Consider the following 24,729-nt stretch of genomic DNA (forward strand, 5'->3'; position numbering starts at 1 on the left):
GAAATGAGGTAACCATGGCTGAAGACCGTCAAGGCCGTGTCGAGGGAAAAGTCGCCTTCATCACCGGGGCGGCGCGCGGTCAGGGCCGCAGCCACGCGGTGCGATTGGCGCAGGAAGGCGCCGACATCATCGCCGTCGACGTGTGCAAACCAATCGTCGCCAACACCACCATCCCGGCCTCGACTCCCGAGGACCTCGCCGAGACAGCCGACCTCGTCAAGGGTCACAACCGCAGAATCTTCACGGCCGAGGTCGACGTGCGCGACTACGACGCACTCAAAGCTGCGGTGGATACCGGCGTGGAACAGCTGGGCCGTCTGGACATCATCGTGGCAAACGCCGGGATCGGTAACGGCGGCGACACCCTGGACAAGACCACCGAACACGACTGGCAAGAGATGATCGACGTCAACCTGTCGGGTGTGTGGAAGACAGTCAAAGCCGCCGTGCCCCATCTGATTGCCGGCGGCCACGGCGGTTCGATCATCCTGACCAGTTCGGTGGGCGGGCTGAAGGCCTACCCCCATTGCGGGAACTATGTGGCGGCCAAACATGGCGTGGTGGGCCTGATGCGGTCGTTCGCAGTCGAGTTGGGACAGCACATGATTCGGGTAAACTCGGTGCATCCGACACATGTGCGCACCCCGATGCTGCACAACGAGGGCACCTTCAAGATGTTCCGTCCGGACCTGGAGAATCCGGGTCCCGACGACATGGCGCCGATCTGTCAGATGTTCCACACGCTGCCGATTCCGTGGGTTGAGGCCGAGGACATCAGCAATGCCGTGCTGTTCCTGGCCTCCGACGAATCCCGGTACATCACCGGTGTCACCCTGCCCGTCGACGCGGGCGGCTGCCTGAAATAAGGTTCCTTCCCATGGCGGGATCTACCGGATTTGCCGGGCGCGGGGCGGTCATCACCGGGGGCGCGAGCGGCATCGGTTTGGCCACCGCCACCGAGTTCGCCCGTCGCGGCGCGGCTGTGGTGCTCGCCGACGTAGACCAGCCCGGGCTCGAACAGGCCGTCACGCACCTGCGTGCCGGTGGCTTCGAGGCGCACGGCGTGATGTGCGACGTCCGCCATCTGCGCGAAGTCACCCATCTCGCCGACGAGGCGTCCCGCCTGCTGGACCGCGTCGACATCGTCTTCAGCAACGCCGGCATTGTCGTCGCGGGTCCGATCGCCGACATGACGCACGACGACTGGCGCTGGGTGATCGATATCGACCTGTGGGGCTCGATTCATGCCGTCGAGGCATTCTTGCCGGGTCTGCTCGAACATGGCGGTCATATCGCGTTCACCGCATCCTTCGCCGGGCTGGTGCCCAATGCCGGCCTCGGGGCGTATGGCGTCGCCAAGTACGGCGTCGTCAGCCTGGCCGAAACCCTGGCCCGCGAGGTCAAGGACCGCGGAGTCGGCGTTTCGGTGCTGTGCCCCATGGTCGTTGACACCAAACTGGTCTCCAACTCCGAACGAATCCGTGGCGCGGATTACGGGCTGTCGGCGGCGCCGGACGTGACTGGGACGACCGGTTCGCTGCCGGCGCAAGATGACAGCCTCACCGTTGACGACGTCGCGCGGCTGACGGCCGACGCGATTGCGGCCAACCGCCTTTATGTGCTGCCGCACCAGGCCGCCCGGGCCTCCATCCGCCGCAGGTTCGAGCGGATCGATCGCACCTTCGACCAGCAGGCCGCCGAGGGTTGGTGCCACTAAGGCGTGCCATCGGACACAGCAGTCACCGGCCGAGGGAGACCATGCAGTCTGACGGTCACACAGCGACCGGGCTATTTTGACGACCCTGTCGCGTTCGCTGTCCGTTTGTCGTGCTTCGACGGCGCCGAGTGTGCTTCGACGGCGTCCGAGTGTGCTTCGACGGCGTCCAGTGTGCGCTGACGGCGCCGAGTGTGCTTCGACGGCGTCCAGTGTGCGCTGACGGCGCCGAGTGTGCTTCGACGGCGTCCAGTGTGCGCTGACGGCGCCGAGTGTGCTTCGACGGCGTCCGGTGTGCTTCGACGGCGCCGAATGTGCCGCCAGGGCGGGCAGATCGTGATATTCCCGCCCTACGAGCACGCCCAAAGCCCTCACCGCACACTCGATGTGGCGGCAACAACAGTCGACCCGGTGAGCACGCGAGTGTGGGGCATCCGAGGATGGCACCAGGGCTCGCGCAACGGCTACCGCACCACGCCGCAGGTCCGTCAGCCCAGCCGGTACTCACCGGTCCGCGAGCCATGATGCCAGCCACCCGCAGCGTGGGTGCCGCCGTCCACGTGCAGCGTCTGGCCGGTGAGGTAGCTCGACATGTTAGAGGCAAGAAATACTGCTACACTGGCGATTTCGTCGACACGCCCGGGACGGCCCAGCGGCACTACGTTGCCGATGCCGGCCATCTCCGCGCCACCGGCGAGGAGTTCCAGGCCTTCCGTCAGCGTGATGTCCGGTGCTATCGCGTTGACCCGGATGCCGTGCGGTGCCAGCTCCAAAGCCGCGGTCTTGGTATAGCTGATCACGCCGGCCTTGGCCGCCGCATATGCCGCGTAGCCGGGTGCGGCGCGCGCACCTTCGATCGACGTCAGATTGACGATGCTGCCCGGCAATCCAGCGGCCACCAGGCGCCGTGCGGTGCGCTGCGTGCACAGCAGCACGTGGCGTAAGTTGGCGCGGTAGAGCGCATCCCAGCCGTTCTCGCTGGTCTCCAGTAGCGGCGACGAGAACACTCCACCGGCGTTGTTGACCACGATGCTCGCCGGCCCCAGCTCGGTTTCGGTGCGCCGCAGTGCGGCGTCGACTTGACCGCTGTAACATCGGTGATGATGCCCAGTACTCCGAGGGATTCTGCTGTCTGCGCACATGTTTCGGGGTCGCGTTCCCAGATGGCCACCGAAGCGCCGAAGGCCGACAGACCGGCGGCGATACCGCGCCCGATCCCCGACCCGCCGCCGGTTACCACCGCGACGCGGCCGCTGAGCAGAATGTCCGACGGGTCGATCGTCATGGCGCACTTCAGGTTGCCGAGTACATGGCCGGTGTCCGGCCGATCACGCCGTCGGCTTCCAATTCGGCGATCTCGGCAGCCGGCAGGCCCAGCCCGGTCAGTAACTCGCGATTGTGCTGTCCCAACAATGGCGCCGGCTCGGTGTGGAACCGGCAAGGCCCGCCGGACAACCGCATCGGCATGCTGCTGAGCCTAACCGCGCCATTAACCGGGTGGTCGATAACCTCGAAAAAGCCGCGCGCGACCAGTTGCGCCAGCTCCGGCTGCCGGTGCGGCTGCATCACCTTGGCCACCGGCACACCGGCATTCCACAGCGTTGCGACGATCTCATCGCCGCTTCGGGACACACACCATGGCGCCAGATGGTCGTCGATCGCGTCCTCGCGGGCACGCCGGCCGTCGGCGGTGGCCAGCGCGGGGTCCGTTGCCCAGGAGGGTGATCCGAGCGCGGCGCAGAGATTGTGCCACTGCTCGTCGGTCGCGACCGCGATGGCTACCCAGCTGTCGAGACGGCCGAACTCGTCGATATCGGCGGTGCGGTAGAGGTTCTGCGGCACGGCTCCCGGGCCGTGGTTGCCAGTGCGCTGCAGTACTGCCCCGTAGGCCGTGTATTCGATAATCTGCTCGCCGGCGATGCTCAGTGCCGCATCCACCATTGCCGATTCCACCAGCACGCCCTGGCCGGTGCGGCGGCGGTGCTCGAGCGCCAGCAGCAGCGCGCTGACCGCATGCACGCCCGAATTGGGGTCACCGACCGAGTACGGCTCGAACGGCGGAAGGTCGGGATAGCCGGTCAGCCAGCTGATTCCGGCCGCGGATTCGATGACGTACGCGAATGCCGGATTGTCCCGCCACGGCCCGTCGAGACCGAACCCGGGCATGCGCAGCATCACCACATCGGGACGAATCGATTGGATGGTCGCGAAATCCAGGCCCATCTGCTCTATTACCCGGGGCGTGAAGTTCTCCGCGATCACGTCACAGGTCGCGATGAGCCGATGCAACACCTCTCGGCCGCGCGGACTGCCCAGGTCAAGCGTGAGGTCCTTCTTGTTGCTGTTCAGTGCCGCGAAGATCGGCGACTTCTCCCACCACTGATCCTCGGTCACCGGGATGCCGGCGATCAGCCGGGTGCCGTCGGGGCGACTTGTGGACTCGATGTGGATGACCTCGGCGCCGAGCATGGCCAGGAAATGCGTACAGCAGGGCCCCGCCCAGAAGGTCGTCATGTCGAGGACGCGAATTCCGCTGAGCGGCAGCGATGTTGCGGTGACTGCTGGTGATGGCCTGGGAATCGGGCGGATGGACCGGTAACGCTTAGTATGTTCGCCCAACCGCGGTGCCGGTTCGGGCCGGCGAAGCCGAGCCGGCCACATCCGATACGGATGACCCGGCTGCAGGAACCCGTCGCGCGGATTGGTCACGAAGCAACCACGCTCCCGGAAGTGGTCCAGCGACCCGATGTTCGCGCCGTTGGCCACCGGCGCGTTGGGAATGCGGAACGCTGTCGCGAGTTCCCGGATTTCGTCGACGGGGCGACTGCGCACCCACGCATAGATCTCGTCGGCGTGGATGTTGGCCTGTTCGGTGATGGACAGCGGTGAGTCCTCGTCGATCCACTCCGGGCGGCCGACCATCGCACACAGGTCGAACCACTGCTGCGCGGTTCCACATCCGAGGTCCACCAATCCGTCACGCGCCTGCGCCACCCCCGGCACGGTGAGCTTGCGGGCGTCGCGCCAGGGCCGTCCCAGCATCTCGAAGTACGTCACGGGATAGTAGGTCAGCCCGAGTATCTGGGATTCCAGCATCGACAAGTCGATCAGTTCGCCAGTCCCACTGTCGATCTGGCGATAACGAGATGCCAGGGTGGCAGCGCTCGCGTATGCCCCGGCCAGATATTCGCCGACCTGGCCGCCGACGAACACCGGCGCCCGGTCCGGGACCCCGCGTCCCAAGCCGACTATGCCACCCGACCACGCCTGCAGGGTGAACTCGGTCGCGGGACGGTCGCGCCACGGGCCTTCCAGTCCGAAAGGGGTGATCGACGTGACGACGAGGTGCCGATGACGGTGATGCATCTCCTCGGGTCTGAAACGCGCGGCGACCGCCGAACCGGCTGACCACACCACCGCGTCAGCCGAGGCCAACAACGTCTCGACCAAGTCGGGGTCGGCCGCGCTGGCGGGATCGGCTACCACGCTGTGCTTGCCGCCGTTCAGGAAGCTGAACAACGCCCCGTCGGCCCCCGGGTCGATGACGGCTCCCGAAGCAGACCAGGAGCGCAACGGATCACCTTCTGGCGGTTCGACTTTGATGACGTCGGCGCCGCCGTCGGCCAGCAGTTTGGTGCAGTAGGCGCCCGCGATACCGGTGGACAACTCCACCACCGTGTAGCCGGCCAGGGGCGGCTCGACCGCTGGTTGTTCCGTCACTCACCCTTCTTCTTCTTGCGGTTGGGACGCTGCTTCTTGCTGAGCCGCCACTCCGGAGGGAACCGGCTGTCATAGTCCTTGACCGCAGCACCGAGCCCTTGTTCGATGGCGTCGTCGAGCATCAGGTCGTCGGAGTCGGCCCGCACACCGCTGCCCATCGATTCGAAGAAACCGCTGAGCAGGCTGCCCAGATACTCACCCTGGAACTGCTTCATGATTTCGAAGAACACCTTCTGCATGAACACGGTGTCGTTGGGCCGGTTTCGCGCACACGCCAATGCGTATTTCGCCACCTCGGCTTCGAGTTGGTCGCGGGGCACCACGCTGTTGAGGAAGTTGCAGTCATACATCTCCGCGGCGGTGAAAGCCCTTCCGGTGAAGACCATCTCCTGAAATTTCCGGATGCCCATGGTCTGCGCCCACCACCACATTCGCGGACCCCACCCGTAGTACCGAAACGAAGGATGCCCGAAGAGCGCATCGTCGCTGGAGATCACCAAGTCAGCGTCGGCGGCCTGATAGAAGTGCCAACCGTAGCAGTAGCCCTTCACCTCCAGGATGCTGATCTTCTTGAAGTCCTGCAGGCCACGAATGCCGGAGTTCGGGTTGGCATACCACTGGCTGACCGACGCGCCGTGCCGGAAGGAACCGATCGGTGGATACTTGACTTCGTCTGCGCCGATGCGGAACTCGGCAAGTCGCGGACCCTGATCCTCCGAATTCATGACGTCCATGAATTCCTCGAGATCGGCACCCGAACCGAGATCCTCTCCGGCACCGCGAATCACGAGCACCTTGACGTCGTCGTCGATGCTCGCGCGGTGCAGCAGGTCGGCGTAGCGCAACCGGGCGGCGATCGTCGGCGCGTTGAGGTGGCCGGGCCGGTCGAACGTGATGGTAGCGATGCGCGTCTTGGCGTCCTTTTCGTAACGAATGACCTTGTCCACCGGTGGATCCGATCCGGCCATCACTATGCCCGCCACATCGGGCTGGCCGTCAGCACTTCGGGTCCGTCGGCGGTGATCAACACGGCTTCACGGCCGAACACCGCGCCGATCCCCGGTTCCCAGACGTACCCCGTCACGGCAAGAACCATTCCCGGCTCCAATCGTTCGTCGGTCGCTGTCTGCGGTAGCTGTGTGGAGATGAGCGGCGGGTCGAACCCCATGCCCAGTCCCCGCGCCACCGGCATCGGCGGGTCCGGCTCTCCGGATGCGGCGTAAGCCGCCAACAGCCCGCGGGCGCCGGCATCCGGTTGACACGCCGCAATCAGCCGGTCCCACAGGCTTTCCCAGCGCCGGTAAAGAGCCGTGGCGCCGGCACCGCCGCCGGCGGGCCAGGTCCGGCCCACCTCACCGATGTAGCCGCCGGCCAGCACTCCGGCCGAAAAGGCGACCAAGTCGCCGTCGTGCACGTGACCGTCACGGCTCGCCAGGCGCCACGGGTGATCGCGCGAGGTCACCCAGGCGACGTCCTGATTCGACGGCGTGCTCACCCCGCCGGCGGCCAGAGCTTCCAACAGCACCGCGGCCAAGAGTTGTTCGCGAACCCCGGGCCGCAACTCGGCTACGGCTGCGGCCAATCCCGATTCGGCCACCGCGATGGCCTGACGCAACGCGGCCACTTCGTCGTCGGTCTTGATCCGCCGCGCGGCACGCATTGCCAATTCGCCGTCCACCAGTTGAGCATTGGGAAAAGCCGTCGGCAGCAGGCGCGCGAAAACCGGTGACAGCGCGTCGGTTCCCACCCGCCGGGCGGTCGCGGCGCCCTCGATGCGCTGCAACACCGCAATGGTGGTCAGCGGATTCCAGGAGATCCCATACAGGTTCTCGTGGGGGATGTCGTCGGGGACACCCTCATCCCAGGTGCTGAGCAGATGAACGGCGCCCGTGGCGCGCACCAGCACACACGTCGGGCCGAACGGGCGGGTCCCGGCGACCCACAACTGCGGTGTGCCGGAGACATAACGGACATTGGCCTGGCGACCGAGAACCAGGACGTCGAGATCGTGCGCGGCCATCTGCTCCAGCGCCCGTTGCCGGCGCCCCAGGCGCAACGCCCGGTCGTCGGGCAGGACCTCAGTCGGCATAAGGGTCATAGGGATAGTCGGTCAACCGGATCGAGCCCTCCTCGGTGATCACCAGCACCTCTTCGCCGCGGTAGCCGCCGGTGCCGTCCTCCCACACCACCGGCTCTAAGACCAGCACCATGCCGGGCCGCAGCACGAAGCCTTCGTCGAACTCGTCGCCGAGATCCGTTCCGATCATCGGCATTTCGGCTGCGTTGACGCCGATGCCATGGCCCAGGTAGAAGTGCGGCAGCCAGGGCCGGACGCCGCCGTTGGCCTGTGTCGCGGCCCGGCTCAACTCGGCGGCGGTGGCCCCGGCGCGGGCCACGCCCACCACCGCGGCCATGATCTCTCGCCATCTGTCGAACTGCGCCTGCTGGCGCGGCGCCGGGTCCCGGCCGACGATCCAGGTCCGCCCGAAGTCCGAACAATAACCCCGGTAAGTGATGCTCACGTCGGTCCACAACACGTCGCCCTCGGCCAGTTCCCGCTCGGTGGTGAGCAGCGGCAGCGCCAGATCACCGTGCGTCGTCCACACGCCCTCGGCCCTGCTCTGCGGCATCACCTGCCAGATCGGTTCAAGCATGCTGGCGGTGGCACCCAACTCGAAGGAGCGGCGTAAAAATCGTGCCGACAAATCGATTTGGCGAATGCCCGGTGCCAGCGCCCGGTGGACCTCGACCATCGCCTCGTCGGTGATCCGCACCGCGGAGCGGATGCACGCCAATTCGTCCGGAGTCTTGATCACCTTTGCGGCGCCGACGACGGCGGTGGCGTCCTCGGGAGAGCCGTTGGGGAACAACAAATTGCGGGCTCGCGACATGGCGCCGGTCAGTTCGTCGACCGCTATGGTCGCCCCGTTGGGCGTCAGGCCGGCCAGCCGCCGGGCGAAAAGCTCGACACCTTCGTCGAATTCGAGGTATACCGGTCCATGCAGGTGGTCGGACGGCAACTCCGACTCCTGCGAGGCGCCGGCACGAAACGGCAGAAACAGATGCGGCCACTCGTCGCCGGCGAGTACCACCGCCACCGGCCGCTCGACGTGGGAGAGTCCGGCGTCGCCCAGTGGCCAACTGGCTCCGGTGGCGTAGACGACGGCACTATTGCCGAGCAGGATCAGCGCGTCTATTCCGCGTTCGGCCATCGCCCTTCGCAGCCGCACACCGGTTTCCCGGCGCATCCGGGTCAGGTCCGGAGTGTCGGGTATCTGCAACTGCGCTAGCGTTGTCACCGTTGCAGGCCCAGGAATTCGGTGATGTTGCCGCTGACGATCCGGGCTGCATCGGCCGGCCCGACGGCTTGCACCACCGACGCCAGCGACTTCTCGGAATAGCCGTAGGTGCTTTCGTTGTGCGGGTAGTCCGAGGACCACATGACCTTGTCGATGCCGATCCGGTCGATCAGCTCCAGCCCCAGCGGGTCGACCATGAACGAGGCACTCATGTGCCGGTCCCAGTAATAGCGGATGTCGTGCTCCAGCGGCCGGTTGAACATATGTCGGTAGGACGCCACCAGGTGCTCGGCGTCTTGCAGTGCCCACGGTACCCAGGCGATGCCGCCTTCGAACCAGCCGATCCGCAACCGCGGGTGCCGGTCCAGGATGCCACCGAAGATGTACTTGGAGAATGTTTCCCGGAACCCGTCGATGTTGATCATCATCCCGACGACCACACTGTTGAACTCACACGGGCTCTTCGGCGGGGTTTCGCCGATGTGATGGCTGACGGGAACACCGGAAGCCTCGATCTCGTCCCACACCGGGCTCATCGAGTCGCTGGCATAGTCGATCGGGTTGCCGTCGTCATCCTTGCCCGGGTTGAGTGGCATCAGAAACGTCTTGAGCCCCAAAGGCTTCAGCTCGGCCAGGGTGCGCCGCGTTCCCTCCGGATCCCACCAGTTGATCAGCCCGGCGCCGTAGAAGTGCCCACCCGAACGCTCTTGCAGGTCCGCGATGTACTCGTTGTAGATTCGGAAGGCCAGCTCGCGGAGTTTCTTGTCGGGATAGTGAAACAGCGCCAGGACGGCATTGGGGAATGCCAGCTCCTTGTCGACGCCGTCGTCGTGCAGCTCTTCGATCCGGGCCTCGATGTTGGTGCTTGCCGCCCCGGGCAGGTCGTCGTATTGCATGAGTACCGCGCTGAAGTCGCCCGGCAGGAACGATTGGCCCTTGCGCCCCACCTGATAGGCACCGTCCTCGTACCAGATGCGGGGTGCCTTGTCCTTCAGTTCATCCGGGAAGCGCTCGTAGAAAATGTCCGCGGCCAGCGAGATGTGGTTGTCGGCGGAGAACACCACCGTCCCTTCGGGCAGGCCGGGGTCGGTACCCGCGGCGTGTCCGCGGCGATTCTTCGGTGCGCCGAAGCCTTCGGGCGGGTAGAGCGACATTGTGCTGGTTTGAGCCGACATCGTGGAGCCTCCATTCGGATCGGCGGAAGTGGTCACCAGGTGACCGGCAGTTCGTAGACCCCGTAGGCGAGCCGATCGTGTTTGAACGGGACGTCTTCGACGGGGATGGCCAGCGCGAGGGTGGGGATGCGCCGCAACAACGTTCGGTAGACGATCTGCAATTCCGCGCGGGCCAGCTGCTGGCCCACGCACTGATGCCTGCCGTACCCGAATGCCACATTCCGGTCGGCCCCCGAGCGATGCAGATACAACCGGTCCGGCTCGGTGAACGCGCGCGGATCCCAGTTCGCCGGCGCCAAATCGATGATGATCCCCTCACCGGCGCGGATGGTTTCGCCGGCGATGTGGATGTCCTCGAGGGCGACACGGCGCTGGCCCGTTTGGATGATGCTGAGATAACGCAGCAACTCCTCGACCGCGTTGGCGACGACCTTCGGGTCCTCGGCATCGCGCAATATGGCCGCCTGCTCGGGATGTTCCAGCAGGGCAAGCACACCGAGGCCGATCATGTTCGCGGTGGTCTCGTGTCCGGCGATCAGCAGGCCGGTACCCAACTGGGCGGCCTCCTTGACACTGAGCTCGCCGGCCCGGACCCGTTCGGCCAGATCGGACACCGCGTCTTCTTTTTCTCCCAAGGTACTGTCCATCCTGGCCTCGACGAGGCGCGCCAGGTACTTGTGCAGGCTCATCGCACCCTTGACGGTGTCCTCGCCGGTGGCATACCGCGCCAGACCGACGCTGGCGTGGTGCTGGAACATCCCGGCGTCCTCGTAGGGCACCCCGAGCAGCTGGCTGATCACCAGCGATGGAACCGGCAGAGCCAGTGCCGCAACGAGATCGGCCGGCTTCGGACCGGCCAGCATCGCGTCGATGTGGTCGTCGGTGATCTGCTGGATGGTCGGACGTAGACCCTCAACCCTTTTGAACGTGAACGGCTTTGACAACATCCGCCGGAAACGGGTGTGTTCTTCGCCGTCGGCGGTGAACACCGATCGCGGACGTTTGTGGACGGTCGACAGCATGCCGGCGTTCCAGTGCGGAAATCCGGGCAGCCGGTCATCGACACTGACCCGCGAATCGGAAAACAGCTCGCGCACTTGCTCATAACCGGTGATCAGCCACGGTGTGCTGCCGTCCCAGATCCGCACCCGCGACAGCGGCCCGGCGTTGGCCAGCGCCATCACGCCCGGAGGCGGCGCGAACGGACAGCCCGCGGCTCGCGCCATCGGATAGTCCGGGATCTCAGGCGCTGCCTCGGGGGCGCTGCTGGCAAGCGTGTCCGACACTGTCACTCCTCGATGTGGATGGCCATTGCCGGGCAGGCGGCGGCGGCTTTGCGGGCGCCCTCGGCGTGCTCGGCGGGCGGGTGCGCAGTGAGCAGGATGACCACACCGTCCTCGTCGCGCTGGTCGAACACCGCGGGCGCATGCATGACGCAGTTACCGGAGGAGGCGCAAATATCTTGGTCCACAGTCACTTTCATCTGCCGGCCCTTCACTTGCACGCTGTGACGGGGGCCAGCCACAGGCCCACGATCGCGTCGATGAGTGCGGTGGCCGTAGCCCGCCAGGAAGGCCGGGGCGTCGAGGTTCCGGTCGCCAGAGCACGTTCGAGATCAGCGCAGGTATGCATCAGCAGGTTCCGGGCCATGAGGTTGCGTTGATAGCGGACGTCGAGCGGTAGATCGGGAAGGCAGCCGTTGATGCCGTCGATCACCCGAACCAGCGATGGCGAGCTCAGCGCGTCCTTGACGACGATGTTGTGATACGCGGGATCGGTCATCGCCTGGGCGGCGAACCGCGCGTACCACGTGGGATTACCCAGAGCCTCGAGATGTTCGGTGAGCGGGCACACCAGGCACGCGACCCAATCGCGCATCGCCGGAGCGTTCGGCAGCTCGGCCACCATCTGCTCGCGGAGCCGTTCAACCGGCAGCCGGTGCTTCTGCTCGATGGCACGCACCAAGTCGGTTTTGGTGCCGAAGTGATAGCCGACCGCGGCGTTGTTGCCCTGTCCGGCGGCCTCGCTGACCTGCCGGTTGGACACCGCGAACATGCCGTGTTCGGCGAACAGCCGCTCGGCGGCCGCCAGGATCGCCTCCTGCGTGGAGCTGGCGCGCTCGCTACGCACGGCCCTCCCGAGACTGGTCATGCCGTCCAGTGAACCGCCCGCCCGGCAGTTAAGTCAAGCGCTTGATTTAGACCGGCCCGGCTCGGCTCCGGCGCATATCTGCATGTACGCGGCTTTGGCGCGGCGCGCCGCCGCAGAGGGCATTACGGTGCCCGAGTTGCTGCGCCGGGAGGCCGCCCGGCTGGCGGCGCGGCCGTCGGTCACCCACTGGCTGGCACGTACCGGGTGGCGGCCCTCGGAGATATCCTCGGCCGAGGTGCTGGCGACGCTGGACGAGTGGCGCGGCGAGTGGCCCCATGGTGGTCGTTGACGCGTCCTGCCTGTTCGAGGTCGTCGCGGACACACCGCGGGCCGGCGAGATCGCGACCCGCCCGGGTTCCGACACCGACCAGGTGGCGCCGCACGTGATCGACGTCGAGGTGATGGGGGTGATCCGCGCTCAACACCTCCGCGGGCGGATGGACAGCACGGCGCCGCCCAAGCCCTCGCCGATCTACGGGACTGGCCCGGCGAACGATTCGGGCATCGCTGGCTGCTGGAGCGAGCATGGCAACTGCGCACCTCGGTTCGCGGATGGGACGCGTTCTACGTGGCACTGGCGGAGGCGTTCGACGCGACGCTGCTCACGCTGGACGCTCGGCTCGCCCGTGCGCACGGGCCGAATTGCCGGATCGAGGTCCTCGATTCCTCGCGGTCCTCGTCCCCGCGCCCGGCTTGGCCACCCGTCACACGGGTCGGGCGTCGAATTCGACGGGCAGCGCTGTCGGGCCGCTGATTCCCGCGATGGGCTTCCACGTGACGGGTCCGCTGCGGCGCGCGTGCGGCATCAGCCGGGTCACGGCTACCAGCGCTTCGGCGAGTTCGACTCTGGCCAGATGCGCACCCAGGCACGCCCAGGCAGTAGTGCACACCACCGCCGAAGGTCAGCATCGGCGCCGGCCCCTGCCGGGTGATGTCCAGACAATCGTGGTCGCCGAAAACACCGGCGGCCGAACGCGTTACCGCTTGCTGGAAACGGTGCGCCAGTACGCGCTGGAGAAGGTCGGCGCGTCGGGTGAAGCCGATGCAGTGCCGCCACGGTTGACTCAGCCCTCGTCGTAGCTCCATGCGCGTAGTTGTTCGGCCATCTTGGCAAGATCGGGCACTGCGCCGGTCGCGACCTGGATGACGAATTCGAAGCGGTCATCCTCGGGGGCACTAATCCACTGGCCGTTGATGGCGAGGAAAGTCCGGCAGGCCGTCCACGCCAGTCGCTTGTTTCCATCTACCAGCGCGTGGTTACGCGCCAGGGAGTGCAGCAGCGCGGCGGCCTTGAGGTGCAGACTCGGGTAGGCATCGTCACCGAACACCGACGCGCAAGGGCGTGCGAGAGCTGATTCAAGCAAGCCGTAATCCCCGACCACGACACCCGAACCGACAGCCTCACGGGCAATGTCGAGCAGATCGTCGAGATCCAGGTACTCGGTCATGCGTCCTTAAGACGTCGCAGGACCCCGGCCTCCTCCCGCACCACGCGCTGCAGAGCCACGGCAACCTTCGCCTTGTGCGTGCGCCGCGCGATGTATTCGTCGATGGCCGACAATGCGACGGCCTGCATCGACCGTCCCTCCGCGATCGCCTGCCTGCGCAGCGCTTCCGTCTGCTCAGCACTCGTGCGTAGCGTCATCCCCATGACGGCATGATACCTGATTGATACCAGGGCTCCAGGGCACAACAAACTTGTCGATGACAGACGGGCAGAACATGAACCCGGCCCTCAGCGACTCGAGTGATAAGCCACCCGCGAAGCCGCGCGGCTCTTCGCCGCCGCAGCGGCGATGCGGGAGCGAATGGGGTTGGTGCGGTTCAAGATCTACGACGCCGGCTATGAAGCATCAGTGGCGGAAACGACATCGCCAGCCGGCTTTTCGTTTCACCGCGGACCGTGCAATCACATCTCACCCACGTCTACACCAAGCTCGGCGTGACCTCCCGGGTGCAACTCGCCCAAGAAGCGGCCCGTCAAGACTAGGGCCGCCGTCGCCGCGTCGCCCAACGTGTAATGAACGCGACAATTCCGCGAAAAGTTCGCAGTGGCTTCACGTTCGGCGCTGGGACCGGATCGCCTTACCGGCCACCGTCCCGCCGTCCACCGGCAGCACGGTTCCGGTGACATAGCGGGACCGCTCGCTGGCGAAATACAATGCCGCTTCCGCGATGTCCTCCGGTGTACCCTCCCGCTTCAGTGGACGGTCGTCCCGCATCGTCTGTCGAATCGCCGCCTCGTACTGCTCGATGCGCTCTCGATCCATACCCGCCGCCGACGTCGCGAGTAACGGCGTGGGTATGTTGCCCGGCGCGATGGCGTTGACCCGAATTTCATAGTGCGCCAACTCGATTGCCGCGGATTTGGTGAACTGGATGACCGCAGCTTTCGACGCGCGATAAGTCATCACGCCGCCGCCGGCCTGGATCCCGCCGATGGACGTCATGTTGACAATGGATCCGCCGCCGTGGGCGGCCATGTGCCGGGCGGCATCGCGGGTGCCCGCCATGACCCCCAGGACGTTGACAGCCATGACCCGGTGGAAGTCGGCCAAGTCGTCGTCGAGGAATCGCCGGTGCATGGTTCCGGAAACGCCCGCGTTGTTCACCATGATGTCCAAGCCGCCGAAGGTGTCGACCGTGGTTGCCACCATCGCCTCGACCTGTTCGGGATCGGAGACGTCGGTGCGCCGGAACAACGTATCCGGCCCTAGCGCGCTGGCCAGCGCTCGGCCGGCGTCCTCGTCGACGTCGGCGATGACCACCCGCGCACCCTCGGTCACGAACCGCTCAACCGTGGCACGGCCGATACCCGACGCCCCACCGGTGACGACAGCGACTTTGCCGGCCAGTTCGTTGACCACACGACGAGTTAATCGACGCGCACCGCCTTAAGTCAAGCAGTTGATTTACGCGGCAGCGGGAACCGGTCGCGGGCCGAGCTCACGCAATCGACCTCACCGAGGCGATGGCCGCCGCTCCCCAACCACGCGGCACCGCCAACGTGCCGACCACTACCGCGCGACCCCAGGCCGCCGATACCGCCGACCGTGACGCTCCGGGCGTCGTGGTCGCCATCGCGGCCGACGGTGAGCTGATCGCCGACACGAAGGCGCTCACCGGCGACGGGAAGTGCTTGAGCCGCATCATGTCCGCGATCGTCGAGGCGACAGACACGGGTTGCACCGGCCGCCCGAGGCTACGCAGCGCCGCAGGCACCTGGGCCATCGTCTGGGCCAACATGTCGAGCGTGCCGGCGTCGTCGTCGCACGCCAGGAAGCCGGGCGCGCTCTCACCCGGTGTGGGTGGCGCCAACGGCGTCAGGGTCGCGGCCGACGCCGAAGCGTTAGCGTAGCGATACATCGCGCAGGCGTCCTGTGCCCACATTTCGTTGTAGTCGGCTTCGAGGGCCGCGATAGCGGGCGTGTCTTGACCGGTCGCGTTCGCGTGGGTCAACGAGGCCAAGCGAGCCCGGTTGGCGGCTATCACCGAGGGCGCGACGGTGGCGGCGAAGGCGTTCTCAAATGCGCAGGCAGCCGTCCTGGCCTGGCCCGCAATCTGCTCGGCCTGGGCTGCGGTGCCGGTCAGCCAACGCAGGTAGGGCGCAACCGCGGCAGCCATCGAGTCCGACGCGGAGCCCCGCCACCCCTCGTCGGTCAGCGCCGAAACGACCGAACCCACGGACGCGGCAGTGCCGTACAAGTCGTCAGCCAGTTTGTCCCAGGCCGCCGCGGCCCGTAGCAGCGGCTCCGACCGAGAACCCGCATACATTCTCGCCGAAGTGATCTCGGGTGGTAATGCTCCGAAATCCACCTCGCCGCACCTCCGGGTCGCCGCCTGGCTTCGGGTTGGCCGATCTGCGGCCCGAAGTCAGTTACCTTGGCGCTCTTCATAACCGCCGGCTGCGCAGCGTCGACAAGCCGGCGCGAGGTTCGGACGGGATCGTTATCGGACCTACTGTCGATCGTGATGTCGGAGCCGGGCAGCGCCCGAAGGGAGGCGGGGCGGGGCGCCGCTTGGGAAGATCGGTCCAACGCGTAGAGCCCCGCGACGGTCGCGAGTCCCACCAGAATCAAACCGCCCCACACGGCGTCGGAGTTCACCCGGTGCACCGTGCCCCACAGCGAGCCGACGCCCAGGTTTCCCAGCAGGATGCCCACTCCCACGATGGTGCTGTAGAACCCGTAGTGAGTTGCCACCAACCGGTCGCCCGACAATGCCACCACGGTCCGCATTTCGAACGGAAACAACGCCGCCGAGGCAATCGCCAGCAGACTCGCCGACAGCAACAACGCCATGACTGCTGCGGCGGTGCCGAACCGTTCGACGTCCGGGACCACCGCGAGCGGTACGAACGACGCAGCCAGGATGCCGGCGCCGACGACCAGGCTGCGGCCGGCGCTCCAGCGTGCGGCGAACCATCGGGTGATGCGTAGCTGCCCGGCGACCGCGACCACGCCCGACACCGCGAACATTGCCGCCACCAAAAGAGATTGGTTGCGCGGCGCCAGCACCGATGCCTGCATGGGCAGCGCCAGGTAGATCTGGAACGACAGCAGGTAGGCGCCGGTCATGGCCGCGGCGAAGCACCAGAACGCTCGGTTACGGGCAACAGTGCACCAGCCCCGCCGGATCGAGGTCTTCTCGTATTCGGGGTCGGCCGACGGCCGCGGCAGCGCCAGCAGCTGGGCCACGGTCAGCGCGGCGAACACTGCCGCAGCGCCCAGCACGGTCATCCGGAAGTCCAATGCCAGCAACGCCAATCCCACCAGCGGGCCGAGCAGGATGCCCGCCTGGTAGAAGATGTTGAACATCGCAAAGGCTTCGATCTTCCGGTCGCCGGCGTCGACGGCAAGGTAGGCGCGCACCGCGGGGTTGAATAGTGCACCGGCGAAACCGGTTGCGGCCGAGGCGATCAGCACGGTGGGCAAGGACTGTGCGAACACCAGCAAGCCAAATCCACCGGTACGGATCAGACAGCCGGCCACGATCATCGGCTTGTAGCCGAAGCGGTCCGCCAGCGTGCCGCCCACGAAGAACATGCCCTGCTGGGAGAAGTTGCGCACCCCCATCACCAGACCGACCGCCCACGCGGCCAGCCCCAGCGGACCGGCCAGGTAGTCAGCCAGGTACGGCATCAGCATGTAGAAGCCGACGTTGATGCCGAATTGGTTGATCATCAGCAGCCGGCTGGGTCGGTTGAAGCTGCGGAATTGGGTGAGAAATCCCATCACGCCGCCGCCCGGCTCGGGTCCACCACCGCGGTGGTGCGTGTCCAGCGGGTAACGACCGCAGCCGAGGGTGAGGCGATCTCGTCGGGGTCGGTGGCTGGCCGGTCGCCGAGCAGCCCGTGCTCGTCGCAGTATTCGTCGTTGTAGATCGTGTCGAAATAGCGGTTGGGGCCGTCGGGAAACACCGCGGCGATCGTGGTGTCCGACGGCAAGGTGCGCGCGGCCCATCCGGCGACCAGACCAACCGCCCCGACACTCCAGCCGCCGCTGGCGTAGTGGGTGGCGGCCAGATTGCGGCAGGCCCAGACAGCTTCGGCCGGCGCAACCCAGTGCACCTCGTTGAATGCGGCGTAGTCGACGTTGCGGGGATAGATGCTCGATCCCAGTCCGCGCATCAGCCTGCTGGTGGCGGGCTGGCCGAAGATCGTCGACCCGATGGTGTCGACGCCGATCAGCCGCATGTCCGGATTGAACTCGCGCAATACCCGTGCCACGCCCGCCGAATGGCCTCCGGTGCCCACCGAGCAAACCAGCACGTCGACCTTCCCGAGCTGGGCGACCAACTCCAGCGCCAGTGGCCGGTAGGCGTCGACGTTGTCGGGGTTGCTGTACTGGTTGGGATTCCAGGCGGCTGGGTCGGCGGCCAGCAGCTCGGCGACCCGATCTTTGCGGGCCTGCTGCCATCCGCCGACCGGGTGCGGCTCAGTGACCATGTCGACGCGGGAACCGTAGGCGGTGAGCATGCGCGCGATGATCGGTTCCAGTCCCGGGTCGGTGACCAGGGTCACCGGGTGCCGGTATGCGTTGCCGGCTAGTGCCAACCCCAATCCCAATGTGCCGCTGGTTGATTCGATGATCGCGGCACCGGGCGCGAGGTCGCCGCGGACGCGGGCGCGTTCCACCATGTGCATGGCGGGGCGGTCTTTCATGCCGCCGGGGTTGAATCCTTCGAGCTTGGCCCAGAATCCACGGTCGGCGCTACCGACCGGCCCGGCGCTTCCCGATATCCACAGCACCGGCGTGTTGCCGACCATGGTGCCGGGCTGGCGGTTACGGCTTGGCGGGAGCTGGTAAGCCTGCGGGATGACACGGTAACGATCCCGGTTCTGCCGCCGGACCGAGGTGAGATGTGGGCGGTTGGGACGTAGGACGCGTGAGTTGTTCAGGTGGGCCGGATTTTTCACGGGCACGTTGATGTTCATGGTGTCGTCGCTTCGGTCTCGAGCCGCCGATCAAGTGCGGCAAGGTGATAAGGGTCAGCAGTCATCGGCCATGGCGAAATGGTCACCAGGGCCTGACACTGACCGGTCAGCAACGAGACAGGCAGAACCGAGTCAACAAGTCTTGACCGGTGCGGACATCAACCGGCAGGGTCGGCGGTCCACGCCCGGCGACCACCACAGCAGCGGTGGGCATGCTCGCGATGCCGCCGGCGACCACCACCACGGCAGCTTCGAACGCCGGCGTGTCCGGTCGCGGCATCACCGCGCCGGCCTGCAGCGGGGGGCACGGTGACGCCGAGTCGTCGGTGAGATGTGCGTGACCGATGTTCACCGCGAATTCACTGCCCATCGCCGTCGACAGCGGGTGGCTCGGATGCGCCGGTTGGCGATCCAACTGCGGCAGCCAACATTGAGCGGCTACCGCGGCGACGACCACGACCAGGACGATCGCAATCCGCGCGGACCGCGTCCACACCGCCTGCCGAAGGTTCACGTCGGCCACTATATACCCCCGGTGGGTATCACGTAAAGTGCGGCATTGCGGCTTGCGCGGCGGTCGATGTCCTAGCAGGGTAGTAGCGCGGGCCCGAATCAACGGAGACGAGGAGCTGTCCATGCCGGTACTGCCAGCGAGCGGTCATCCCCTGGGCGGAGTACAGCTCAGCAGGCGCGGCTTTATCGGCGCCGGAATCGCCAGTGGGTTGGCGCTGGCCGGTTGCGGCCACTCACAGACACACTCGGCAGGCGAGGCGGCCATGGCTGCCGCAATCGACGCGGCCGAGCGGGCCCGGCCGCACAGCGGTCGAACCGTTACCGCCAGCCTGGTCCCTCAGCAGGCGGAGATCGACCTCGGTGGGCCGATCGCCCATACGCTGGCCTACGGCAACACGGTCCCGGGACCGCTGATCCGGGCCGCCGTCGGCGATGAGATTGTCGTCGCGGTGACGAATCGGCTCGACCGCCCGACGTCGGTGCACTGGCACGGCATCGCGCTGCGCAACGACATGGACGGTGTCGTGCCCGCCACCCCGAACATCGAGGCCGGCCACGACTTCACCTACCGGTTTTCCGTACCCGATCCAGGCACCTACTGGGCTCATCCGCACGTCGGCCTCGAGGAGGACATGGGGCTTTATCTGCCGGTCATCATCGACGATCCGACCGAGCCGGGGCGCTACGACGCGGAATGGATTGTTGTGCTTGACGATTGGACCGACGGCGTCGGCAAGAGTCCGCAACAGATTTACGACGCCCTGGTCGACCCGAACAAGCCCACCGCAATGCCCACGCCCACCCCGCCAAGCACGACCCCGCCAACCACGACAGATACGACGAGCACGACAAGTGCCACAAGTACGACGACCACCACCGAGACCACGCCGTCGTCCCCGATGCCCGGGATGCCCGGCGGCGACGTGGCCAGCAGCGACTTGCTCGGCGGCGACGCCGGCGACGTCGCCTACCCCTACTACCTGATCAACGGCCGTATCCCCGCGGCCCCCACGACCTTCAATGCCAAACCGGGACAGCGAATCCGGATCCGGATCATCAATGCCGCCGCAGACACCGCGTTCCGTGTCGCGTTGGCCGGACATTCGATGACGGTCACCCACACCGACGGTTACCCGGTGCTTCCGACACCGGTCGACGCCCTGCTGATCGGTATGGGCGAACGTTACGACGTCATCGTGACGGCGGCATCCGGTGTCTTCCCGCTCGTCGCACTCGCCGAAGGCAAGAACGCCGTGGCCCGTTCGCTGCTGTCCACCGGTGCGGGCAGCGCGCCCGATCCGCAGTTCCGGCCGGCGGAACTCACCAAGAAGGTGGGCACCATCGAGATGTTCACCGCCACAACGTCGGCCAATCTGGGCCGGGCCGAACCCGGCCTCGAACTCCCCGTCGTGTTGGGCGGCACCATGGCGAAATACGACTGGACGATCAACGGTGAGCCCTACAGCAGGACCAAGCCACTACAGGTACACCAGGGCCAGCGCCAACTTCTGGTGTTCGACAACGCCACCGTGATGTGGCACCCCATGCACCTGCACGGCCACACCTATCAGATCATCAAAGCCGACGGTTCCCTCGGCGCCCGCAAGGATACCGTGATCGTCCTGCCCAAGCAGAAGGTCCAAGCAGTGCTCGTCGCCGATAATCCGGGTACGTGGGTGATGCACTGCCACAACATGTATCACCTGGCGGCCGGCATGATGACGCGCCTGGATTACGTCTTCTGACGGCTGAAGAAGTCCAGCAGGAGTTCATTGACGGCCGAGGATTGCTCGATTTGCGGACAGTGGCCCGCGTCGTCGATCACCACCGCGCGTCCATCCTTGACCTGCTCGGCGAGCTGCGCGGCCCACCCGGCGGGCAGCAGCTTGTCGTTACGCCCCTCGACCACGAGCGTCGGCACGGTGATGCACTGATAGCGGCGCGCACTCGACGATTCCGAGGCCGGTGCAGATTCCGGCTCAGATCCCGGCCCAGCGCCGGGGCGGCGAAAACGCGCTGCCGCCACGGCTTCCCACGCTCCCGGAGCGATGCTCGACTGGTAGCGGCGCCGCACGTAGTCTTCGTCGGCCGGATAGCGGGCGTCGTGGAACAACGCCTCGACGATGCGGCGCATCCCCGGCAGCGTGGCGTCGTAACGCTGCAGGGCGTCGAAGTGCCGATTCTGCTGAATCTCTCCCCCACCGCAGATGATCGCCATGGTGCGGATCGGCAGCCGGGGTGCATCCGAGGTGGCATCGGTCAGCAGCATGATGGCGCCCATGGAATTGCCGGCGAAATGCGCGGAGTCGACACCGACAACGTCGCAGAACCGTGCCACGTGCCGGATGCGCATCCCGCGGCCGTCGACGAAGTCCACGACCTTGGCGGACTGCCCGAACCCGAGGAGATCGGGTGCCAGCACCCGGTAGCGCGCAGCCAGCGCGACGATGTTGTGCTCCCAGCCCAATTCGGCGGTGGCCCCGAATTCGCCACCGTGCAGTAGCACCACCGGGTCACCCGTACCCGACTCCAGATAACTGGTGACCAGCCCGTCGACCACGGCCGTGCGGCGGTGTATCGGCATCACTTGATCGCGACGGGATTCACCGGCGATCCCACGGCGCCAATGAATCTCAGCGGCGGCGCGATCAGCTGAAACTCGTAAACCCCGTCGGTGGCGCAGTCGGCCGCCAAGGCCGTGAGGTCCCAGTATTCGCCCAGCATCAGCCCCATGTCACGCAGGCACAGCAGATGAAACGGCAAGAACAGGCCTTCGACTCCCGAAACCGGGTCCTCCACCTGAAGGTTGTCGGAAGCGACCGCGGCGACCTCGTGATCGTGCAGCCACTGGGCGCAGCGCCAGTCCAACCCGGAGTACCGCTCGGTCTTGTTGCCGGTCATCAGAAACCGTGCCCACCAACCGGTTCGGATCAGCACGATGTCGCCGCGGCCGACGGTGACGCCTTGGGCACGAACGACGTCGTCCAGCTCTTCTGGAGTGATCGGGTTGCCATGCTCGAGAAAGACTTCCGCACCGCGATGACGCACCAGGTCCAGTAACACGCCACGCGAGGTGATGCCCTTGACATCGACCTTGTCGATGCCGCAGTGGAAGGCCCCCAGACTGGTCACCGACCCCGCCGGGAAGCCGTTGTAGAGGAGGTCGTCGTAGTAGACATGCGACAGCGCGTCCCACTGGGTCGCCGCCTGCAACGGCATGATGACCATGTCGTCGTTGAACCGGAACGGATTGTCGACCAGGTAGCTGCCCATCTGTTCGGCGGTGGGGTTCTGCGTCCATCCCGGCCCGTACCTGCCCAGGGTGTTCGCATCGCCACCGTCCACGGTCATCACGTGTATCGGGTTGTGCCGGAACCCGAAAGCGCCCTGCGGGCCGGACGACCCGAAATCCACGCCGAGCGGAAACACCTTCCCGTGCCGGACCAGGCTGGCGGCGTGCCGGACGGTGTCGGCGGTAATGAAGTTCAGCGTCCCAAGTTCGTCCGTGTCACCCCACCGGCCCCAGTTGCTGAGATCGCTTGCCACCCTCCTGAATTCGGTTAGGCTGGCCATGACGCCCGTCCCTTCTCGAGTTCACCGGCGATTGCGGCGCCCAGGTTTCCGCCGTCCACCCAGACGACCTGACCCGAAATATAACTGGCGGCACGGCTGTTCAGGAACAGCAGCACCGCGGCCTGTTCGGCCGGATCGGCCACCCGGCCCAGCGGCTTGAAGATGTCGTCGAGGAATTCCGGCCCGTAGGCACGCCTCAGCTGGTCGAGGATCGGTGTCTCGGTCACCGCGGGCCCGGTGCAGTTGATCCGGATACCGCGTGCACCGAGGTCGGCCGTGCGTCGCATCGTGTAGAGGATGACTGCTTCCTTGGACAATTGGTAGCCGCTGCCAACCGCCTCGGGGTGGCGATGACACCATTGGATGCCTTCTTGCATCGTCGTGGTATCCAGCAGCGGAGCCACTGCAGACCGATGTTCCCGGTAGGCCGCCGCGGCAAGCGATGACACGCTGACAATCGACGCACCCGCGGCCATCATCGGGATCAGCGCCTCGGTGAGATGGCGCAGCCCAAGGAAATTGATGGTGACAACCAGTAGCGGGTCGCCGATCCCCGATGAGACGCCGGCGACGTTGAACAGCATGTCGACGCGTCCGCCGAGAGCCGCGACGGTCCGATCGATGGAATCCGGATCGGCGAGGTCAACCTGGTGAAAGTCGTTGATCTCGTGGCCCGGTCGCTGTTTGTCCAAGCCGACCACGTGCGCGCCGAGTTCGGTGAGTTGATGTACAACCTGCGCGCCGATGCCCGAGGAACATCCGGTCACCACTGCACGGCGGCCGTCGTAGCACCACAGGTCGTCGATCAGGCCCAACGCCTAGCCAGCTTCCGGTGTCATTGACGCTGCTCCTTCGCGCGGCGCGCCGCCATGACGCGGCCCTCGTTGATCTCCGCCATGGCTTCGGGAATCTCGCTGGCAGTGAACTTACCGCCGCGTCCGGTGGGCAGGCCGCCGAACGAGTAGTTTTCGTCGAAGGCGGGTGCGCCAAAGGGTCGTGTTTCCGGCCGGCGTGCCTCGATTCGCTCGATGACGGGAGCCAGCCTGGCGGCCTTGTCGGCGACCGCCTTGGCGTCGCGCTCGATGAATTCCGGCAGCACTTCGGCGCCCATGATTTCGATGGACTCCATGGTGCCCTCGTGACTACGCGGGTTGAGCAGCAGGATGATCTCGTCCACGCCGCTCTCCTCGTAGCCGCGCAGGAACTCGCGCACGGTGGCCGGCGAGCCGATGGCGCCGCGTCCCGGCCCGTACGCCAGCGTCGGATCCTTCTGCACCTCTTCGAGATACCGGGTCCATACACCCGTGCGCCCGGGCGTGTGCACACCGGTCATGTAGTAGTGCATGATGCCGAACGAGAAGAACCCGCCGCCCTGCCCGAGGAGCCGCAGCGCCTCGTCGTCCGTCCGGGCGACCATCATCGACAGGTCACCGCCGATGGCCAGGATGTTTGGGTTGATCCGTGGGGTCGCCGGGACGCCGTTCTCCTCGAATTCCTTGTAGTAGCCGTTCACCCGCTCGGTCAGCGGGCCCGGGCCGGTGTAGGCGAAACTCAGTGCGCCGATGCACTTCTGGGCGGCCATCTGGACGGTGGCCGGCCGGGTGCAGGCTACCCATACCGGCGGGTGCGGCTTTTGCGTCGGCTTGGGAATGACGTTGCGGGCCGGCATCTGGATGTGCTCGCCGTGGAAACCGGAGAACGGTTCCTCGATCATGCAGCGAATCGCGACTTCCAGTGCCTCCTCCCATTGCGCCCGCTTGTCGGCGGGATCGATGTTGAATCCCCCGAGTTCGCCCACCGAGGAAGATTCGCCGGTGCCGAACTCGACCCGCCCGTTGGACAGCAGGTCCAGGGTGGCAATACGTTCGGCCACCCGCGCCGGATGGTTGACTGCGGGCGGCAGGTGCATGATGCCGAATCCCAGCCGGATGTTCTTGGTCCGCTGGCTGGCCGCGGCCAGAAATATTTCGGGTGCAGTGGAATGACAGTATTCCTCGAGGAAGTGGTGCTCGGTGAGCCAGACGGTGGCGAAGCCGGCCTTGTCGGCGGCCTCGACCTCGTCGAGGCAATCCTGCAGCAGGATGCGTTCGTCGTCGGCGGTCCAGGGACGCGGCAGGGCGAATTCGTAGAACAGCGAGATCTTCATGC

At 66.2% G+C, this 24,729-nt stretch carries 22 protein-coding genes and 5 pseudogenes; 6 read left to right on the forward strand and 21 right to left on the reverse strand.

Annotation, left to right across the window (positions count from 1 at the left end):
* Window positions 1–14 precede the first annotated feature (14 nt).
* Both MKAN_RS09650 and MKAN_RS09655 read left to right on the forward strand, forming a co-directional pair.
* Window positions 15–866 (forward strand): mycofactocin-coupled SDR family oxidoreductase, encoded by an 852-nt coding sequence (locus MKAN_RS09650; protein WP_023367718.1) that lies wholly within the window; start codon window positions 15–17, stop codon window positions 864–866.
* A gap of 11 nt (window positions 867–877) precedes the next feature.
* Entirely contained in the window at window positions 878–1,717 is an 840-nt protein-coding gene (locus MKAN_RS09655; protein WP_023367720.1) for an SDR family NAD(P)-dependent oxidoreductase, read from the forward strand.
* 485 nt (window positions 1,718–2,202) lie between these two features.
* Here MKAN_RS09655 and MKAN_RS09660 read toward each other — a convergent pair.
* From MKAN_RS09660 to MKAN_RS09700, 9 genes and pseudogenes are all read right to left on the reverse strand, one after another.
* Window positions 2,203–2,999: pseudogene (locus tag MKAN_RS09660) on the reverse strand (SDR family NAD(P)-dependent oxidoreductase).
* 8 nt (window positions 3,000–3,007) lie between these two features.
* A complete protein-coding gene (locus tag MKAN_RS09665) occupies window positions 3,008–5,434 on the reverse strand; it encodes a CaiB/BaiF CoA transferase family protein (protein WP_023367725.1) in 2,427 nt (808 codons plus the stop codon).
* The gene (locus MKAN_RS09670) at window positions 5,431–6,402 is read right to left on the reverse strand and encodes an enoyl-CoA hydratase/isomerase family protein (protein WP_036393975.1); all 972 of its coding nucleotides are present in this window, start codon (window positions 6,400–6,402) and stop codon (window positions 5,431–5,433) included. The genes MKAN_RS09665 and MKAN_RS09670 overlap by 4 nt, the downstream gene beginning before the upstream one ends.
* 2 nt (window positions 6,403–6,404) lie before the next feature.
* Window positions 6,405–7,523 carry a M24 family metallopeptidase gene (locus MKAN_RS09675; RefSeq protein WP_023367729.1) on the reverse strand — a complete coding sequence of 373 codons (1,119 nt, stop codon included), beginning with the start codon at window positions 7,521–7,523 and terminating at the stop codon, window positions 6,405–6,407.
* Complete coding sequence (locus tag MKAN_RS09680) at window positions 7,513–8,733, reverse strand: M24 family metallopeptidase (protein ID WP_023367731.1); 1,221 nt, start codon at window positions 8,731–8,733, stop codon at window positions 7,513–7,515. Before MKAN_RS09680 ends, MKAN_RS09675 begins: the two co-directional genes overlap by 11 nt.
* Window positions 8,730–9,797, reverse strand: coding sequence for an amidohydrolase family protein (locus tag MKAN_RS09685; protein ID WP_036448845.1), 1,068 nt, complete (start codon window positions 9,795–9,797; stop codon window positions 8,730–8,732). Before MKAN_RS09685 ends, MKAN_RS09680 begins: the two co-directional genes overlap by 4 nt.
* A 143-nt stretch (window positions 9,798–9,940) precedes the next feature.
* Complete coding sequence (locus MKAN_RS09690) at window positions 9,941–11,134, reverse strand: cytochrome P450 (protein WP_051493554.1); 1,194 nt, start codon at window positions 11,132–11,134, stop codon at window positions 9,941–9,943.
* Between the two features lie 62 nt (window positions 11,135–11,196).
* Complete coding sequence (locus tag MKAN_RS09695; RefSeq protein ID WP_036393982.1) at window positions 11,197–11,391, reverse strand: ferredoxin; 195 nt, start codon at window positions 11,389–11,391, stop codon at window positions 11,197–11,199.
* Between the two features lie 11 nt (window positions 11,392–11,402).
* Window positions 11,403–12,059, reverse strand: coding sequence for a TetR/AcrR family transcriptional regulator (locus tag MKAN_RS09700; protein ID WP_023367739.1), 657 nt, complete (start codon window positions 12,057–12,059; stop codon window positions 11,403–11,405).
* Window positions 12,060–12,141: 82 nt separating this feature from the next.
* Here MKAN_RS09700 and MKAN_RS09705 point away from each other — a divergent pair, with 82 nt between their 5' ends.
* Window positions 12,142–12,348, forward strand: a complete 207-nt coding sequence (locus tag MKAN_RS09705; RefSeq protein WP_023367741.1) for a hypothetical protein — start codon at window positions 12,142–12,144, stop codon at window positions 12,346–12,348.
* A gap of 415 nt (window positions 12,349–12,763) precedes the next feature.
* Here MKAN_RS09705 and MKAN_RS31085 read toward each other — a convergent pair.
* Window positions 12,764–13,016, reverse strand: a pseudogene (locus MKAN_RS31085) (cytochrome P450); the annotation flags it as partial.
* Here MKAN_RS31085 and MKAN_RS32960 point away from each other — a divergent pair.
* Window positions 12,996–13,118 (forward strand): annotated as a pseudogene (locus MKAN_RS32960) (hypothetical protein); the annotation flags it as partial. The pseudogenes MKAN_RS31085 and MKAN_RS32960 overlap by 21 nt on opposite strands.
* A 5-nt stretch (window positions 13,119–13,123) precedes the next feature.
* On the opposite strand, the gene MKAN_RS09715 reads toward MKAN_RS32960, so the two are convergent.
* A complete protein-coding gene (locus tag MKAN_RS09715) occupies window positions 13,124–13,507 on the reverse strand; it encodes a type II toxin-antitoxin system death-on-curing family toxin (protein ID WP_023367748.1) in 384 nt (127 codons plus the stop codon).
* A complete protein-coding gene (locus MKAN_RS09720) occupies window positions 13,504–13,710 on the reverse strand; it encodes a hypothetical protein (protein WP_023367750.1) in 207 nt (68 codons plus the stop codon). The genes MKAN_RS09715 and MKAN_RS09720 overlap by 4 nt, the downstream gene beginning before the upstream one ends.
* 216 nt (window positions 13,711–13,926) lie before the next feature.
* On the opposite strand from MKAN_RS09720, the pseudogene MKAN_RS32965 reads away from it, so the two are divergent.
* Window positions 13,927–14,049: pseudogene (locus MKAN_RS32965) on the forward strand (response regulator transcription factor); the annotation flags it as partial.
* 67 nt (window positions 14,050–14,116) lie between these two features.
* Here MKAN_RS32965 and MKAN_RS09725 read toward each other — a convergent pair.
* The 5 genes and pseudogenes from MKAN_RS09725 to lpqS all read right to left on the reverse strand — a co-directional run bounded on the left by MKAN_RS09725 (window position 14,117) and on the right by lpqS (window position 19,018).
* Window positions 14,117–14,926 carry an SDR family NAD(P)-dependent oxidoreductase gene (locus MKAN_RS09725; protein ID WP_023367752.1) on the reverse strand — a complete coding sequence of 270 codons (810 nt, stop codon included), beginning with the start codon at window positions 14,924–14,926 and terminating at the stop codon, window positions 14,117–14,119.
* Window positions 14,927–15,005: 79 nt separating this feature from the next.
* Window positions 15,006–15,833, reverse strand: coding sequence for a PPE family protein (locus MKAN_RS09730; RefSeq protein ID WP_051480830.1), 828 nt, complete (start codon window positions 15,831–15,833; stop codon window positions 15,006–15,008).
* A 209-nt stretch (window positions 15,834–16,042) separates the two neighbouring features.
* Window positions 16,043–17,293, reverse strand: a pseudogene (locus MKAN_RS09735) (MDR family MFS transporter); the annotation flags it as partial.
* On the reverse strand, window positions 17,293–18,495 hold the full coding sequence (locus tag MKAN_RS09740) for a PLP-dependent cysteine synthase family protein (RefSeq protein ID WP_023367758.1): 1,203 nt from the start codon (window positions 18,493–18,495) through the stop codon (window positions 17,293–17,295). The pseudogene MKAN_RS09735 and the gene MKAN_RS09740, both read right to left, overlap by 1 nt.
* A gap of 106 nt (window positions 18,496–18,601) precedes the next feature.
* Window positions 18,602–19,018 (reverse strand): putative copper homeostasis (lipo)protein LpqS, encoded by a 417-nt coding sequence (gene lpqS / locus MKAN_RS09745; RefSeq protein WP_023367761.1) that lies wholly within the window; start codon window positions 19,016–19,018, stop codon window positions 18,602–18,604.
* 112 nt (window positions 19,019–19,130) lie between these two features.
* On the opposite strand from lpqS, the gene MKAN_RS09750 reads away from it, so the two are divergent.
* Window positions 19,131–20,753: a multicopper oxidase family protein gene (locus tag MKAN_RS09750; protein ID WP_023367763.1), complete on the forward strand. Its 1,623-nt coding sequence runs from the start codon at window positions 19,131–19,133 to the stop codon at window positions 20,751–20,753.
* Here the strand turns inward: MKAN_RS09750 and MKAN_RS09755 are convergent.
* Genes MKAN_RS09755 through MKAN_RS09770 form a run of 4 tightly spaced genes read right to left on the reverse strand, consistent with a single transcriptional unit; the run spans window position 20,741 to window position 24,727 of the window.
* Window positions 20,741–21,592 carry an alpha/beta fold hydrolase gene (locus tag MKAN_RS09755; RefSeq protein ID WP_023367765.1) on the reverse strand — a complete coding sequence of 284 codons (852 nt, stop codon included), beginning with the start codon at window positions 21,590–21,592 and terminating at the stop codon, window positions 20,741–20,743. The genes MKAN_RS09750 and MKAN_RS09755 overlap by 13 nt on opposite strands.
* Window positions 21,592–22,581: a cyclase family protein gene (locus MKAN_RS09760; RefSeq protein ID WP_023367767.1), complete on the reverse strand. Its 990-nt coding sequence runs from the start codon at window positions 22,579–22,581 to the stop codon at window positions 21,592–21,594. Before MKAN_RS09760 ends, MKAN_RS09755 begins: the two co-directional genes overlap by 1 nt.
* On the reverse strand, window positions 22,569–23,396 hold the full coding sequence (locus tag MKAN_RS09765; RefSeq protein WP_023367770.1) for a coniferyl-alcohol dehydrogenase: 828 nt from the start codon (window positions 23,394–23,396) through the stop codon (window positions 22,569–22,571). Before MKAN_RS09765 ends, MKAN_RS09760 begins: the two co-directional genes overlap by 13 nt.
* 20 nt (window positions 23,397–23,416) lie before the next feature.
* On the reverse strand, window positions 23,417–24,727 hold the full coding sequence (locus MKAN_RS09770) for an LLM class flavin-dependent oxidoreductase (protein WP_023367774.1): 1,311 nt from the start codon (window positions 24,725–24,727) through the stop codon (window positions 23,417–23,419).
* Window positions 24,728–24,729 lie beyond the last annotated feature (2 nt).

The sequence above is a fragment of the Mycobacterium kansasii ATCC 12478 genome (genome assembly GCF_000157895.3).
Taxonomy (GTDB): domain Bacteria; phylum Actinomycetota; class Actinomycetes; order Mycobacteriales; family Mycobacteriaceae; genus Mycobacterium; species Mycobacterium kansasii.

Coding starts and splice junctions, on each gene's coding strand:
- MKAN_RS09695 (WP_036393982.1), bottom strand. CDS start 11,391: ATGAAAGTGACTGTGGACCAAGATATTTGCGCCTCCTCCGGTAACTGC.
- MKAN_RS09720 (WP_023367750.1), bottom strand. CDS start 13,710: ATGGGGATGACGCTACGCACGAGTGCTGAGCAGACGGAAGCGCTGCGC.
- MKAN_RS09750 (WP_023367763.1), top strand. CDS start 19,131: ATGCCGGTACTGCCAGCGAGCGGTCATCCCCTGGGCGGAGTACAGCTC.
- MKAN_RS09655 (WP_023367720.1), top strand. CDS start 878: ATGGCGGGATCTACCGGATTTGCCGGGCGCGGGGCGGTCATCACCGGG.
- MKAN_RS09740 (WP_023367758.1), bottom strand. CDS start 18,495: ATGAACATCAACGTGCCCGTGAAAAATCCGGCCCACCTGAACAACTCA.
- MKAN_RS09700 (WP_023367739.1), bottom strand. CDS start 12,059: ATGACCAGTCTCGGGAGGGCCGTGCGTAGCGAGCGCGCCAGCTCCACG.
- MKAN_RS09770 (WP_023367774.1), bottom strand. CDS start 24,727: ATGAAGATCTCGCTGTTCTACGAATTCGCCCTGCCGCGTCCCTGGACC.
- MKAN_RS09670 (WP_036393975.1), bottom strand. CDS start 6,402: ATGGCCGGATCGGATCCACCGGTGGACAAGGTCATTCGTTACGAAAAG.
- MKAN_RS09760 (WP_023367767.1), bottom strand. CDS start 22,581: ATGGCCAGCCTAACCGAATTCAGGAGGGTGGCAAGCGATCTCAGCAAC.
- MKAN_RS09715 (WP_023367748.1), bottom strand. CDS start 13,507: ATGACCGAGTACCTGGATCTCGACGATCTGCTCGACATTGCCCGTGAG.
- MKAN_RS09675 (WP_023367729.1), bottom strand. CDS start 7,523: ATGCCGACTGAGGTCCTGCCCGACGACCGGGCGTTGCGCCTGGGGCGC.
- MKAN_RS09730 (WP_051480830.1), bottom strand. CDS start 15,833: ATGTATGCGGGTTCTCGGTCGGAGCCGCTGCTACGGGCCGCGGCGGCC.
- MKAN_RS09690 (WP_051493554.1), bottom strand. CDS start 11,134: ATGGCGCGAGCCGCGGGCTGTCCGTTCGCGCCGCCTCCGGGCGTGATG.
- MKAN_RS09755 (WP_023367765.1), bottom strand. CDS start 21,592: ATGCCGATACACCGCCGCACGGCCGTGGTCGACGGGCTGGTCACCAGT.
- MKAN_RS09650 (WP_023367718.1), top strand. CDS start 15: ATGGCTGAAGACCGTCAAGGCCGTGTCGAGGGAAAAGTCGCCTTCATC.
- MKAN_RS09705 (WP_023367741.1), top strand. CDS start 12,142: ATGTACGCGGCTTTGGCGCGGCGCGCCGCCGCAGAGGGCATTACGGTG.